The following is a 14,080-nucleotide window of genomic DNA, read 5'->3' as shown; positions in this document are numbered from 1 at the left end:
GACCGGCCAGTCACAGCCTGTGCCAAAAACGGTACAAAGTGTCACGAGCACTGTACCGAAAGCGTCACAAGCACTCTCCGCCCGTCCGACAAAAACCGCGCAAGGCCTTGATTTACATGACCTGCAAGGCAGTGGCCCGGCCCTTGCTCTACGCTTAAAGCAAGCGCACACGCGCGTCTTCCTTATAAGCACAAGAACCAAGGAGAAAACATCATGCGTTACGCTCACCCCGGTACTGAAGGCGCTATCGTTTCGTTCAAAGCCAAATACGGTAACTACATCGGCGGCGAGTTCGTCGCGCCTGTCAAAGGTCAGTACTTCACCAATACCTCGCCAGTGAATGGCCAACCCATTGCCGAATTCCCACGCTCCACGGCCGAAGACATCGACAAGGCCCTGGACGCTGCCCACGCGGCCGCCGATGCCTGGGGCGCCACGTCCGCCCAGGCACGCTCGCTGGTGCTGCTGAAAATCGCCGACCGCATCGAACAGAACCTGGAACTGCTGGCGATCACCGAATCCTGGGACAACGGCAAGGCCGTGCGCGAAACCCTCAATGCCGACATCCCGCTGGCTGCCGACCATTTCCGCTACTTCGCCGGCTGCATCCGCGCCCAGGAAGGCAGCGCTGCCGAAATCGACGGCAACACCGTGGCCTATCACATCCATGAACCCCTGGGCGTAGTCGGGCAGATCATTCCGTGGAACTTCCCGATCCTGATGGCCGCCTGGAAACTCGCCCCGGCCCTGGCCGCCGGTAACTGCGTGGTGCTCAAGCCTGCCGAGCAAACCCCTCTGGGCATCACCGTACTGGTCGAGCTGATCGGCGACCTGCTGCCACCGGGCGTGCTGAACATTGTCCAGGGTTACGGCAAAGAAGCCGGCGAAGCCCTCGCCACCAGCAAGCGCATCGCCAAGATCGCTTTCACCGGATCGACCCCGGTCGGCTCGCACATCATGAAATGCGCCGCCGAAAACATCATTCCGTCCACCGTGGAGCTGGGTGGCAAGTCGCCGAACATCTTCTTCGAAGACATCATGAAGGCCGAACCGTCCTTCATCGAAAAAGCCGCCGAAGGCCTGGTGCTGGCGTTCTTCAACCAGGGTGAAGTCTGCACCTGCCCGTCCCGCGCACTGGTGCAGGAATCGATCTATGACGAGTTCATGGCCGTCGTGATGAAGAAAGTCCTGCAAATCAAACGTGGCGACCCGCTGGACACCGACACCATGGTCGGCGCCCAGGCGTCCGAGCAGCAGTTCGACAAGATTCTTTCGTACCTGGAAATCGCCAAGGGCGAAGGCGCCGAGCTGCTGACCGGCGGCAAGGTGGAAAAACTCGAGGGCAACCTGGCCTCCGGTTATTACATCCAGCCGACCCTGCTCAAGGGCACCAACAAGATGCGCGTGTTCCAGGAAGAAATCTTCGGCCCGGTGGTGAGCATCACCACCTTCAAGGACGAAGCCGAAGCCCTGGCCATCGCCAACGACACCGAGTTCGGCCTCGGTGCCGGCCTCTGGACCCGCGACATCAACCGTGCCTACCGCATGGGCCGCGCCATCAAGGCCGGTCGTGTCTGGACCAACTGCTACCACCTGTACCCGGCGCACGCCGCGTTCGGCGGGTACAAGAAGTCCGGCGTCGGCCGTGAAACCCACAAGATGATGCTCGACCACTATCAGCAGACCAAAAACCTGCTGGTGAGCTACGACATCAATCCGCTGGGCTTCTTCTAACCTGGCGCGACACCGTGTAACGGCTTTCGCTGGCAAGCCAGCTCCTACAAGGATCACACCGCACCTGTAGGAGCCGGCTTGCCGGCGAAGGCGCCCTCATTGACATAACACTCAAGGCCTGGCCGCTCTGGCACGGGCTTTGCGTGCCCGCATCACACCCAAACGCAACTCACGCAAGTCCAACAAGATCAAAAAAAAACAGCGAGGACTTATGACTTCTTCCACACAGCTCAAACCCACACTCGGCACCCTGCATCTATGGGGCATTGCCGTTGGCCTGGTGATCTCCGGCGAATACTTCGGCTGGAGTTATGGCTGGGGCACCGCCGGGACCCTGGGGTTCCTCGTCACCGCACTGATGGTGGCAACGATGTATACCTGCTTCATCTTCAGTTTTACCGAATTGACCACGGCCATTCCCCATGCCGGCGGGCCGTTTGCCTATAGTCGACGGGCCTTCGGTGAAAAAGGCGGATTGATCGCCGGCATCGCCACCCTGATCGAATTCGTATTCGCGCCGCCGGCCATCGCCATGGCCATCGGCGCCTATCTCAACGTGCAATACCCGGAACTGGACCCGAAAATCGCCGCGGTGGGCGCCTACTTCGTGTTCATGACCCTCAATATCCTCGGTGTCAGCATCGCCGCCACCTTCGAACTGGTGGTGACCGTGCTGGCAGTCGCCGAACTGCTGGTCTTCATGGGCGTGGTCGCGCCAGGCTTCAGTTTCAGTAACTTCGTACTCAATGGCTGGTCTGGCTCCAGCGAATTCACCATTGCTTCCATTCCCGGCATTTTCGCGGCCATTCCCTTCGCCATCTGGTTCTTTCTCGCCATCGAAGGCGCAGCCATGGCCGCCGAGGAAGCCAAGGACCCCAAACGCACGATTCCCAGGGCCTACGTCAGCGGCATCCTGACCCTGGTGTTCCTGGCCATCGGCACAATGGTGATGGCCGGTGGCGTCGGCGACTGGCGCCAGCTGGCAAACATCAACGACCCGCTGCCCCAGGCCATGAAAGCGGTGGTTGGCAACAATTCAACCTGGATGCACATGCTGGTGTGGATCGGCCTGTTTGGCCTGGTGGCGAGTTTCCACGGGATCATTCTCGGCTACTCGCGCCAGTTCTTCGCCCTGGCCCGCGCCGGTTACCTGCCGCGCAGCCTGGCCAAGCTCTCGCGCTTCCAGACCCCGCATCGGGCGATCCTGGCCGGTGGGGTGATCGGCATTGCGGCCATCTACAGCGATGGCCTGGTCAACCTGCAAGGCATGTCGCTGACGGCGGCCATGATCACCATGTCGGTATTCGGTGCCATCGTGATGTACATCATCAGTATGCTGAGCCTGTTCAAGCTGCGTAAAACCGAGCCGAACCTGGAGCGCACCTTCCGCGCGCCGGGCTATCCGATCGTACCGGGGATCGCGCTGTTCCTGGCGCTGGTGTGCCTGGTGGCGATGGCGTGGTTCAACACCTTGATCGGCGTGGTCTTCCTCGGCTTCATGGCCGCCGGCTACCTGTATTTCCAACTGACCGCGCGGCAACGTTCCGAAGCACCGGCGGACGCTATGCTCGAAGGTATCTAGTTGCACCGGCGCCGGGCCCGTTGCCCGGCAACGCCCTATGGACGTGCACACCCCCCTGTAGGAGCTGTCGAGTGCAACGAGGCTGCGATCTTTAAAAGCAAGATCAAAAGATCGCAGCCTCGTTGCACCCGACAGCTCCTACAAAGGGTCGGAAATGAATTTGAGTTATTTGGAGGACACCGCCCATGGCCGTATTTGCCCATTCCGTCGGCGCCCAGACCTACCGCTTCGAAAACCTCAAGGAAGTGATGGCCAAGGCAACCCCGGCGCGCTCCGGGGACTATCTGGCCGGCATCGCCGCCCTCAACGACGGCGAGCGCGTGGCGGCGCAGATGGCGTTGGCCGACATTCCGCTGAGCCACTTCGTGCAGGAAGTGCTGATTCCCTACGAAGCCGATGAAGTCACCCGGCTGATCATCGACACCCATGATAAACAGGCTTTTGCGGTGGTCAGCCATCTCACCGTCGGCGGTTTTCGCGACTGGCTGCTCAGCGATGCCGCCGACGAACAGGTCCTGCGCGCCCTCGCCCCCGGCCTGACCCCGGAAATGGTCGCGGCCGTCTCGAAGATCATGCGCGTACAGGACCTGATCCTGGTCGCGCAGAAAATCCGCGTGGTCACGCAGTTCCGCGGCACCCTCGGTCTGCGCGGCCGCCTGTCCACCCGCCTGCAACCCAATCACCCCACTGATGAACCGGCCGGCATCGCTGCGAGCATTCTCGATGGCCTGCTGCACGGTAACGGCGATGCCATGATCGGCATCAACCCGGCCACCGACAGCATCGCCTCGATCTGCGCCATGCTGGAAATGCTCGATGCGATCATCCAGCGCTACGAAATCCCGACCCAGGCCTGTGTGCTGACCCACGTCACCACTTCAATCGAAGCGGTCAATCGCGGCGTCCCCCTGGACCTGGTGTTCCAGTCGATTGCCGGCACCGAGGCGGCCAACGCCAGCTTCGGCATCAATCTGAATGTGCTCAAGGAAGGTTACGACGCCGGGTTGAGCCTAAATCGCGGCACGCTCGGCAAGAACCTGATGTATTTCGAAACCGGCCAGGGCAGCGCCCTGTCGGCCAATGCCCATCACGGCATCGACCAGCAGACCTGCGAAACCAGGGCCTACGCGGTGGCCCGCCATTTCAATCCGTTCCTGGTGAACACCGTTGTCGGATTCATCGGCCCCGAATATCTCTACAACGGCAAACAGATCATCCGCGCCGGCCTCGAAGACCACTTCTGCGGCAAACTGCTGGGGGTGCCGATGGGCTGCGACATCTGCTACACCAACCACGCCGAGGCGGACCAGGATGACATGGACACCCTGTTGACCCTGCTCGGAGTGGCCGGGATCAATTTCATCATGGGTATCCCTGGCTCAGACGACATCATGCTCAATTACCAGACCACGTCGTTCCACGATGCGCTGTACGCCCGGCAGACGCTGGGGCTCAAGCCTGCGCCGGAGTTCGAGCAATGGCTGGCGAAAATGGGCATCTTCACCCAGGCGGACGGCAAGGTCCTCTTCGGTAACAGCCTGCCACCGGCCTTCCGCCAGGCCCTGGCGCAATTGGGATGAGTGATATGGAAAAACCACCCTTCGATCCGCACAACCCCTGGCTGGAGCTGCGACGCCTGACCCCCGCGCGCATTGCCCTGGGCCGCACTGGCACCAGCATGCCCACCCGTGCCCAGCTGGACTTTCAGTATGCCCACGCCCAGGCGCGAGACGCGGTGCACTTGCCGTTTGATCATGCCGCCCTCAGCGAGCAACTGGCCGAACGGGGTCGTCAGAGCCTGTTGCTGCATAGCGCAGCGCCTGATCGCAACAGCTACCTGCAGCGCCCCGATCTGGGGCGCAAATTGAGCGTGGAATCGGCAAAAAACCTGCGCGAATACGCCACGGCCAATCCTGGCGGAGTCGATCTGGCCATCGTGGTAGCCGATGGTTTGTCGGCATTGGCGGTGCATCGCCATACGCTGCCGTTCCTGGCGCGCTTTGCAGAGCAGAGTTCAGCCGACGGATGGTCAATCGCGCCCGTCATACTGGTGGAACAGGGGCGAGTCGCGGTAGCCGACGAGATCGGCGAACTGTTGGGTGCAAAAATGACCGTGATCCTGATCGGCGAACGCCCTGGCCTGAGCTCTCCAGACAGTCTGGGATTATATTTCACCTACAATCCAAAGGTCGGCCTGACCGACGCCTATCGCAACTGCATCTCGAATGTGCGTCTCGAAGGCCTGACTTACGGCATGGCGGCACACCGTTTGCTGTATTTGATGCGCGAGGCGTGCCGGCGACAGTTATCCGGGGTCAATCTGAAGGACGAAGCGCAGGTGCAAACGCTGGAATCGGACGCAGGAGCGGACCTCAAAGGAAATTTCCTGCTTGATGCGCCCCAAACCTGAACCGCTTCCGCATTGCGCTTTCTCACCTTTTTCAGGCAGGATCGACGCACGGCTGCCAGTGAGTACCCTTTGCCGCCAAAGCACGTGAAGACAGCCACTTGAAGACGAGACCTACCATGCGGATTATTCAAGCGACCCTCGAACACCTGGACCAGCTGACCCCGTTGTTCGTCAAATATCGCGAGTTTTACGGCTCCCTGGCCTATCCGGACTCGTCCCGGGCGTTCCTCGAGAAACGCCTGCGTCGCAAGGAGTCGGTGATCTACCTGGCCCTGTCCGATGACGACAGCAACAGACTGCTGGGCTTCTGTCAGCTGTACCCGAGCTTTTCTTCGCTGTCGCTCAAACGCGTGTGGATCCTCAACGACATCTACGTCGCCGAAGACGCCCGCCGCCAGCTGGTTGCAGACAACTTGATCCGCACCGCGAAGAAAATGGCCAAGGAAACCAACGCCGTGCGCATGCGCGTGTCCACCAGCAGCAACAACGAAGTGGCGCAGAAAACCTACGAATCCATCGGATTCAAGGAAGACACCGAGTTCAAGAACTACGTATTGCCGATCAGCGACGAGTTGTAAGGTCAAAAGAGATCGCAGCTTTCGACCGAAGGCTGCGGTCTTGTCCTCAATTCACCCTGAAATCCCCTGCTACAAACCCTACGCGCTTTTCACTTCCCAGCCCGTATAATCCCGTACTTTCCGGCTTGTAAGAAATACTACCTCCTGTCTGTAGTCTTACGCGAAGTCATCCGCAGGCCTGCCAAGTCGGGCCGTTACCACAGGTGCCGTCCATGGATTTCAACCCGCTCGATCTCGTCCTGCATCTCGATGTCTACCTCGATTTGCTGGTCACCAACTACGGGCCATGGATCTACGCCATTCTGTTTCTGGTCATTTTCTGCGAAACCGGGCTGGTGGTCATGCCCTTCCTGCCGGGCGATTCACTGCTGTTCATCGCCGGCGCCGTTGCGGCCGGTGGCGGCATGGACCCGGTGTTGCTGGGCGGCCTGCTGATGCTCGCGGCCATCCTCGGTGACAGCACCAACTACATCATCGGACGAACGGCCGGCGAGCGATTGTTCAGCAACCCGAACTCGAAGATCTTCCGGCGCGACTACCTGCAGCAAACCCACGACTTCTACGACAAGCACGGCGGCAAAACCGTGACCCTGGCGCGTTTCCTGCCGATCATCCGCACCTTTGCCCCCTTCGTCGCCGGCGTCGCGAAAATGCCCTACCCACGCTTCTTTGCCTTCAGCGTGCTGGGCACGATTCTCTGGGTCGGTGGCCTGGTCACCCTGGGTTACTTCTTCGGCAACGTGCCGTTCATCAAATCCAACCTGTCGCTGCTGGTGGTGGGCATCATCCTGCTGTCGCTGGTGCCGATGATCATTGGCCTTGTGCGCAGCCGCCTTGGCGGTTCGAACTCCAAAACCGCATCACGCTGACAGCATGTGGTCCCTTGGCGCCTGGCGACGCCGGCGTACCCTGGCCAAGCACCCGATTGCCGACGAGATGTGGCAACGGGTGCGCCATCACCTGAGTTTTCTCGATGGCATCAGTGCCGCCGAAGACCAGTGGCTGCGCGAAGCCTGCGTCCTGTTCCTGCAAGACAAACACTTGACCGCCCTGCCCGGGGTCGAACTGCATCAGGAACAACGCCTATTGCTCGCCGCCCAGGCGCAACTGCCGTTGCTGCACCTGGGTGACCTGAACTGGTACCAGGGTTTTCACGAAATCGTGCTCTACCCCGACGATTTCCTCAGCCCCCAGCGCCATCGTGACGCCAGTGGCGTCGAGCACGAATGGGACGGCGAGCACAGCGGCGAAGCCTGGCAACAAGGGCCGATCATCCTCGCCTGGCCGGGCGTCATGGCCAGCGGCGGCTGGGAAGGCTACAACCTGGTGATCCACGAACTGGCGCACAAGCTCGACATGCTCAACGGCGACGCCAACGGCCTGCCACCGCTGCACTCGGACATGCGGGTGAGCGACTGGGCCAGGGTCATGCAGCAAGCCTACGACGATCTCGACCGCCAACTGGAGCGCAATCCGGACGCCGAGACCGCCATTGATCCGTATGCCGCGGAAAACCCGGCCGAGTTCTTCGCCGTCACCAGCGAATACTTCTTCAGTGCCCCGGATTTGCTGCACGAGGCTTATCCACAGGTCTATGAGCAACTGAAGCTGTTCTATCGCCAGGATCCACTGGCAAGGCTGCGGCAACTTCTGGCCGAGAACCCGGTCTATCAGGCACACGACTAAGGTCTACACGACCTCTGGTACGTGGCGTCGACGTAGGAATATGCCTATAATCGCCGCCACTTTTTGGTCAATCCGGCCAAGTGTTTCTGGTCAACTAACGGGGGCAACGCCCAATGAGCTACAGCAAGATTCCGGCTGGCAAAGACCTGCCGAACGACATCTACGTCGCGATCGAGATTCCGGCCAACCACGCGCCGATCAAATACGAAATCGACAAAGACAGCGATTGCCTGTTCGTTGACCGTTTCATGGCCACCCCAATGTTCTACCCGGCCAACTACGGTTACATCCCGAACACCCTGGCTGACGACGGTGACCCACTCGACGTGCTGGTCGTAACCCCTTACCCGGTTGCCCCAGGCTCGGTGATCCGCGCGCGTCCAGTCGGCATCTTGAACATGACCGACGATGGCGGCGGCGATGCCAAAGTGATCGCGGTTCCACACGACAAGCTGTCCCAGCTGTACGTCGACGTGAAGGAATACACCGACCTGCCGCCGCTGCTGATCCAGCAGATCGAGCACTTCTTCGCGAACTACAAAGATCTCGAAAAAGGCAAATGGGTCAAGATCGAAGGCTGGGCCGGCGCAGACGCCGCCCGCGAAGCGATCACCAAGTCGGTTGCTGCCTATAAAGGCTAAGAGCAGCTGCAGGCTTCAAGCCGCACGCTTCAAGAAGAACCCCGGTTGATCCGGGGTTTTTTTTTGCGCGTCTGTAAAGCGTATTAAACAATTCGTTTAACGCGCTGCAATGCCGGGTTTTCCTGTTTATTTTTTACCCAACGCGCCTCACATCCAGTCGTAAATTTCCCTCGAAATTTGAACGAGCCGTTTATTCAAAGCCCCGGCGGGCGCCAGTAGACTCCCGTTCATGAAAAAGAACACTAGCGGCCCACGGTTTAAAGCGCTCCTTGAAGCAGCGAACATCACGACGACAGGATTCGCCGAATTCCTGGATACGGCTCCGCAAAATGTACACAACTGGTACACCCGCGGCGTCCCCGCCCATTGCATGGAAGAAGTCGCCCGGAAACTCTCGGTCAACAGCGACTGGCTAAAAACCGGCGAAGGCTCGAAAGACGCCAGGCACCTGCGCCTGGTCGACGACACCGGCCACACCTTCGACGCCCAGGCCATCCGCGGTGTCTACACCGTGGTCGAGCCCACCGACATCGAACTGCCCTTCTACAAGGAAGTGATCACGGCCCCCGGCTCCAAAAAGACCCACGTCATCGAAGACCGCGGACAAAGCCTGCGCCTGCCCCGCAGCCACCTCGACTCCCTGGAAATCAACCACGCCGATGCCATCGGCGCCGCCATGATCGGCAACAGCATGGCCGAGAAAATCGACGACGGCTCCACCCTGGCAATCGACCGCGGCCTGACCCAGATAGTCGACGGCGAAATCTACGCCATCGAACACGACGGCATGCTGCGCATCAAATACCTGCACCGAATGCCCGGCAATGCCTTGCGCATGCGCAGCCATAACCGCGCCGATTACCCCGACGAAATCTTCCGCCCCGCGCAAATCGAAGAACAGAACATCCGCGTACTGGGCTGGGTGTTCTGGTGGTCGACACTGAACAAACGACGACCACCGCTACCGTTCCTGTAGCCCCAGGAAACGCCAACTCACACACCAGACTGGGAATTCTGCAAAAAAATCAGTATGCTGCGCCCCACATTTGCGCATCACCCCGCCAAGCGGCCCTGATCGCACCGACAAGGCAGATGACTTTCTCGCCAAGTCCCACAGCCGGACGCAAGATCCGGGTGTACGTTTTGAAGGCTGGCGCGGTTTACCAAAAATGAACCAAGCCAGTCCCCGAGAAGCCGGCCACAAGCCGGCTTTTTAATGCCCGCCAGAAAGCCGACTCGCCTGAAAAAACTCGGGATAACGCCCTCCGGGCTTTTGAATGGAAGCCGTCCCGAGTCGCCTCGAGTGAAATCCCCCCTCTCGTATGCACTGCCCAAAAATCCGAGCTATACCTCTCGCTGGCTGTCCGAAAATGCAAGATGCATTTCTGATGTCTGCATGCTGTCCGCGGACCTGATCCCCAGTTTTCTTTGCAACTGCCCATAACCTGCAGTTGCTCATAACTAACGAGGTAAAAATGAACAGGATGTCATACAGGGGCTGGACGATGGCTGCGGCAGTTGTCGTAGCGGGGTCAACGCTTTTCGCGGGGTGCGCGAGCAAGAACGATCCGATTGCGCAGGCAGACAAGGCGGATGTGGCCAAGGGCGTGGCCGCGCCGAGTCTTGAGCAGACCAAGGCGATCGCCGAGGAAGGGTTTATCTACGGTTTGCCGCTGGTCATGAACTATGCGGTGATGAATGAGTTCGCGGTGGACCCCAAGTCCAGCCAGTTCAAGGCCCCCTTCAATCAACTGCACAACGAGCATCGGGTCGCGACGCCCGCCGATACCGCGGTCATTACGCCAAACAGCGACACGCCGTACTCGATACTCTGGGCCGACCTGCGCGCGGAGCCGCTGGTGATCACGGTGCCCGCGGTCTCCAAAAAGCGTTACTACTCAATACAACTGATCGACGGCAACACCTATAACTATGGCTACATCGGCAGTCGGGCGACTGCCAGCGCAGCCGGCAGCTATCTGGTTGCAGGGCCTGACTGGAAGGGTGCGACACCTCCGGGCATCGACAAGGTGTTTACGTCCTCGACCCCCTTCGCGCTCACCTTGATCCGCACCCAGTTGTTCAATCCGGCCGACATGCCAAATGTCGAGAAGGTGCAGGCGGGCTACAAGATCCAGCCGCTGTCCGCCTTCCTTCATCAACCCGCGCCGCCCGCTGCACCGAAGATCGATTTCGTACCGGCGACCACGGCAGGTATCAAGGCCAACTTCTTCGAGTACCTGTCTGCCGCGATGGAGTATGTGCCAGCATCGTCTGACGACAAGGCGATCCGGGCCAGGCTGGCAAGCATCGGGGTAGGTCCCGGCCGGAGATTTGAATTCAAGGACCTCTCGCTCGAGCACAAGGCCGCGGTCCTTCTTGGGATGAAGGCCGGTGACGAGAAGGTCGACAAGTTTCTCTCGAGCGGCATGAAGAATATCAATGGCTGGAACGTCGGTGCGTTCTTCGGTGATCAGGCGTTCTACCAGTCCAACTGGCTCATGCGTGCCGGTGCCGCGAAGGGCGGCCTGTACGGCAACGACGCCGCCGAGGCGATGTACCCCTTCACGCGCACCGACGGCAGCGGCCAGACGCTCGATACCAGCAAGCACAATTACACGCTCACCTTCCCGGCCGGCAAGCTGCCGCCCGTCAATGCCTTCTGGTCGGTGACGATGTACGACGGCAAAAGCCAGCTGCTGATCAAGAATCCGCTCAACCGCTACCTGATCAATTCGCCGATGCTGTCAGCCATGACGAAGAACGCGGATGGCTCGCTGACCCTGTACATACAGAAGGATTCGCCGGGCAAGGCCAAGGAGCCCAACTGGCTGCCCGCGCCTGACGACACGGTGTATCTGGTGATGCGTCTCTACTGGCCGAAGACCGCACCGCCTTCGATTCTTCCCGCTGGCAACGGCAGCTGGCAGCCACCGGCGCTGGTGGTCGCGAAGTAGGGTGAATGTTGCGGCTGCTTGCGCCTGGCAAGCAGCCGTTCGCGCGACTGGCGATTTACGGATAACTGAACGCCTTCACCAACGTCAACTCCCCCACCGCCCGCATCGGCACCAGAAACGTCTCCATCTTCTCGCTCGGCGTCCCTTCCTCGGTAATCACGGTCACCTGGGCCGTGGTCAGCGGCTGAACCGCATCCTCCTGCCCTTCTTCATCACTGCGATAGCCACCGCCAAAGTAATTCACATACACCAGATACTGCCCCTTGATCGGCGCAGGCATGGCGAAGATTTCCGGGCCGTAGCCGGTGGTGACGTCGACGTCGAGGGCGGCGCCGTTGGCCACGGCGCGGTCGCCGTACCAGATGTGGGCGCCGTCCGGGGTGATCAGGTGCAGGTCGAGGTCGGTGCCGTCGCTGTCCCAGGCCAGCAGTACGCGCAGCTTGGCAGGAGTCGCGCCACCACTGGCGTTGAGGAACTGGGTTCGGTGGCGTTGTTGGCCGTCGGGGCTGCGGACTTCGACGCTGTTGCTGCCGTTGGGGAAGGAGAATGGTCGATCGAAGCCGCCTGATGGATCGATTTTCAGGGGCATGCTGACGCCGTTGACGATCAGCCGGCCGGGGTCGCCGTTCTTCGGCGCAGCTTTGATCTGACCAGCGATGCGCGCGGTGTTTGCCTGGCCTGCCGGGGTGTTCACCGACGATGCCGGGTAGTTGACGACCTGGCGAAAACTCTCGCCTTCACCTTCGGCTGCGCCGGTTCGCCAGCCGCCGGAGGGGGTGTCGAGTTTGACGCTGTCGGCGGCGGTTGCCGGCGATAGCACGGCGATCGCGCAGAGCAGCAGCAAGACCTGTGGATAACGATGGGTCATGGTCTATTCCAGCAAAAGGTGGCGGGCGAGCCCTTCGATGTAGGTTTCATCCTGGCCGTTGGGGTGCGCTTCGAAGGCCAGGTGCAGGTATTCGTGGGTCAGGTCGAGGCGGTCCTGCAGGGAGAGCACGCCGCGCACGTAGAGGCGCTGGCGTTCGCGGTCGACGAAGGGGCGGCCGAAGGCCAGGCGGCAGACGGCGAAGGTGCTGACTTCGTTGTAGCCGGCTTCGCCTTCCAGGCGCGGGCGCCAGCTGCGGCGCTGCTTTTGCAGCCAGTCTTGTGCGGCGGGCAGTGCTTCGCAGGAAGCCACAGGATTGTCCCAGCGGCTGAGGCTGGCGCGTGGGTAGGCGTGGAGCAGGATGGCGTCGTAACGCTGGCCGGCGCTGGCTTGTTCCACGGCTTGTTGCCAGGACAATTTGTCGAGGCCTGGCTGGTTGGAGTGGTAGGTCACCGTACTGCCGGCGAGCACCAGGTCGCTGGTCCAGGCGGCGATGGCGCGGGTATCCGCAGTGGCCGGGCGTGGGGCGACTCGCTGGCGCTGGCTGCTGTCGTCGATGCTCAGGCAATCACCGTGGCGCGTGGCGTTTTGCAGCAGGTAGGTGCGGATGGCCACGGCCAGTGCCTTGGCGGCTTCGGCGGGTTCGGCGCTGGCCTCACGCTGCAGAACTCGGGCAACATACTCTTCGCGATCCAGTCGGGCGACCAGCTTGTCCTTGAATAAAAACAGTTCGCCGTCACTGTGGATATCCAGTTGGTTGCCGTTGACGAACTCGACGCGGTAATCGCCCTGCAATTGGCCGGAGGACACCACGCGGTCACCTGACATGACCCGCTGAAGTGGATAACGCGAGAACAGATCGACCTCGACACACTGCCCCGCCTCCGCCGGCCAGGACGCCGGCACCACCACAGACAACGCCTGGGCGTAGTCGCGCAGGACCCGCTGGCTGGTTCCGCGCCCTCCCGCCCAGATCGGCGTGCCATCCGCCGTCCAACCGGCGAATCCACCTTGGCGCGATGCCGCATCCCGATCCCCCAGCCAGCTCCAGGTCTTTACCCGCAAGCGGCTGCCGAGCTCGCCCACGACGTTGCCATCCGCCGCGTTCAATAGCACATCCAGCAACACGCGACGCGCCTGGTCCTGCGCCGGCATCAGCGCCAGCGCGCGCAACAATTCAACCACCGACACCCGGGTGGCGGGCTGCAATGACGGCAAGTCCAGCAGCCACTGCGGTGCCTGTCGTGCCTGCCAGTATTCACGCCAGGCGCCAGGGTCAAGCGCCAGGCGCGCCGGCTCGAAATACAACCCACAGGACTTCACCAACGCCTGATCCCGCTCGACTTTGCCACCCGCAGCGCAGCAATAGACTTCCTCTTTCGACTGCCCGCGACACTCATACGCCGGCTCCCGCGCGCCGGCATCCACCAACCAGGCATACACAAACAGCTTCCAGACACTGCCCAGGGGCGCCTGCAGACTGTCGGCCAAGGGCTCGCGCGACAGCAGCTGCGTGTGGCTCAACGTCAGCAGTTGATCCTTGTAGGCCAGCCGTAACGGTTCCTCCTGCGCTGTGACCAGCGCGGGAATCAGACTCAGCAGCAACCAGACCCAAGGTCGATGCATG

At 61.0% G+C, this 14,080-nt stretch carries 12 protein-coding genes; 10 read left to right on the top strand and 2 right to left on the bottom strand.

All coding sequences use genetic code 11. The features are described from left to right. Positions 1–213 precede the first annotated feature (213 nt). The 10 genes from exaC (at position 214) to SOP95_RS17665 (ending at position 11,588) form a co-directional block, all read left to right on the top strand. Positions 214–1,734: an acetaldehyde dehydrogenase ExaC gene (gene exaC / locus SOP95_RS17710; RefSeq protein WP_274074440.1), complete on the top strand. Its 1,521-nt coding sequence runs from the start codon at positions 214–216 to the stop codon at positions 1,732–1,734. Between the two features lie 211 nt (positions 1,735–1,945). Next, complete coding sequence (gene eat, locus SOP95_RS17705) at positions 1,946–3,316, top strand: ethanolamine permease (protein WP_274074439.1); 1,371 nt, start codon at positions 1,946–1,948, stop codon at positions 3,314–3,316. A gap of 185 nt (positions 3,317–3,501) precedes the next feature. Further along, positions 3,502–4,896, top strand: a complete 1,395-nt coding sequence (locus SOP95_RS17700; RefSeq protein WP_323607787.1) for an ethanolamine ammonia-lyase subunit EutB — start codon at positions 3,502–3,504, stop codon at positions 4,894–4,896. Positions 4,897–4,901: 5 nt separating this feature from the next. Beyond that, entirely contained in the window at positions 4,902–5,726 is an 825-nt protein-coding gene (gene eutC / locus SOP95_RS17695) for an ethanolamine ammonia-lyase subunit EutC (RefSeq protein ID WP_274074600.1), read from the top strand. Positions 5,727–5,842: 116 nt separating this feature from the next. Next, positions 5,843–6,304 carry a GNAT family N-acetyltransferase gene (locus tag SOP95_RS17690; RefSeq protein WP_077186306.1) on the top strand — a complete coding sequence of 154 codons (462 nt, stop codon included), beginning with the start codon at positions 5,843–5,845 and terminating at the stop codon, positions 6,302–6,304. Between the two features lie 212 nt (positions 6,305–6,516). Next, positions 6,517–7,173 (top strand): DedA family protein, encoded by a 657-nt coding sequence (locus SOP95_RS17685; protein ID WP_274074437.1) that lies wholly within the window; start codon positions 6,517–6,519, stop codon positions 7,171–7,173. A gap of 4 nt (positions 7,174–7,177) precedes the next feature. Further along, positions 7,178–7,990: a zinc-dependent peptidase gene (locus SOP95_RS17680; RefSeq protein ID WP_274074436.1), complete on the top strand. Its 813-nt coding sequence runs from the start codon at positions 7,178–7,180 to the stop codon at positions 7,988–7,990. Between the two features lie 113 nt (positions 7,991–8,103). Beyond that, entirely contained in the window at positions 8,104–8,631 is a 528-nt protein-coding gene (ppa, locus tag SOP95_RS17675; protein WP_003205933.1) for an inorganic diphosphatase, read from the top strand. 229 nt (positions 8,632–8,860) lie between these two features. Further along, positions 8,861–9,607 (top strand): S24 family peptidase, encoded by a 747-nt coding sequence (locus SOP95_RS17670; RefSeq protein WP_274074435.1) that lies wholly within the window; start codon positions 8,861–8,863, stop codon positions 9,605–9,607. A gap of 529 nt (positions 9,608–10,136) precedes the next feature. Beyond that, positions 10,137–11,588, top strand: coding sequence for a DUF1254 domain-containing protein (locus SOP95_RS17665; protein ID WP_323607786.1), 1,452 nt, complete (start codon positions 10,137–10,139; stop codon positions 11,586–11,588). A 55-nt stretch (positions 11,589–11,643) separates the two neighbouring features. Here SOP95_RS17665 and SOP95_RS17660 read toward each other — a convergent pair whose 3' ends face one another. Both SOP95_RS17660 and SOP95_RS17655 read right to left on the bottom strand, forming a co-directional pair. Continuing rightward, the gene (locus SOP95_RS17660) at positions 11,644–12,456 is read right to left on the bottom strand and encodes a YfaP family protein (RefSeq protein WP_323607785.1); all 813 of its coding nucleotides are present in this window, start codon (positions 12,454–12,456) and stop codon (positions 11,644–11,646) included. Positions 12,457–12,459: 3 nt separating this feature from the next. Further along, a complete protein-coding gene (locus tag SOP95_RS17655) occupies positions 12,460–14,079 on the bottom strand; it encodes a DUF2300 domain-containing protein (protein WP_323607784.1) in 1,620 nt (539 codons plus the stop codon). Between the last annotated feature and the right edge of the window lies 1 nt (position 14,080).

This window comes from Pseudomonas sp. YuFO8, from assembly GCF_035065025.1.
Lineage (GTDB): Bacteria > Pseudomonadota > Gammaproteobacteria > Pseudomonadales > Pseudomonadaceae > Aquipseudomonas > Aquipseudomonas putida_AE.
The sequence above is the reverse complement of the archived record's forward strand: the minus strand, read 5'-3'. Positions and strand labels throughout refer to the sequence as shown.

Bases quoted from the DNA above. Each gene is read 5' to 3' on its own strand.
- exaC (WP_274074440.1), top strand. From the start codon at position 214: ATGCGTTACGCTCACCCCGGTACTGAAGGCGCTATCGTTTCGTTCAAA.
- eat (WP_274074439.1), top strand. From the start codon at position 1,946: ATGACTTCTTCCACACAGCTCAAACCCACACTCGGCACCCTGCATCTA.
- SOP95_RS17700 (WP_323607787.1), top strand. From the start codon at position 3,502: ATGGCCGTATTTGCCCATTCCGTCGGCGCCCAGACCTACCGCTTCGAA.
- eutC (WP_274074600.1), top strand. From the start codon at position 4,902: ATGGAAAAACCACCCTTCGATCCGCACAACCCCTGGCTGGAGCTGCGA.
- SOP95_RS17690 (WP_077186306.1), top strand. From the start codon at position 5,843: ATGCGGATTATTCAAGCGACCCTCGAACACCTGGACCAGCTGACCCCG.
- SOP95_RS17685 (WP_274074437.1), top strand. From the start codon at position 6,517: ATGGATTTCAACCCGCTCGATCTCGTCCTGCATCTCGATGTCTACCTC.
- SOP95_RS17680 (WP_274074436.1), top strand. From the start codon at position 7,178: ATGTGGTCCCTTGGCGCCTGGCGACGCCGGCGTACCCTGGCCAAGCAC.
- ppa (WP_003205933.1), top strand. From the start codon at position 8,104: ATGAGCTACAGCAAGATTCCGGCTGGCAAAGACCTGCCGAACGACATC.
- SOP95_RS17670 (WP_274074435.1), top strand. From the start codon at position 8,861: ATGAAAAAGAACACTAGCGGCCCACGGTTTAAAGCGCTCCTTGAAGCA.
- SOP95_RS17665 (WP_323607786.1), top strand. From the start codon at position 10,137: ATGGCTGCGGCAGTTGTCGTAGCGGGGTCAACGCTTTTCGCGGGGTGC.
- SOP95_RS17660 (WP_323607785.1), bottom strand. From the start codon at position 12,456: ATGACCCATCGTTATCCACAGGTCTTGCTGCTGCTCTGCGCGATCGCC.
- SOP95_RS17655 (WP_323607784.1), bottom strand. From the start codon at position 14,079: ATGCATCGACCTTGGGTCTGGTTGCTGCTGAGTCTGATTCCCGCGCTG.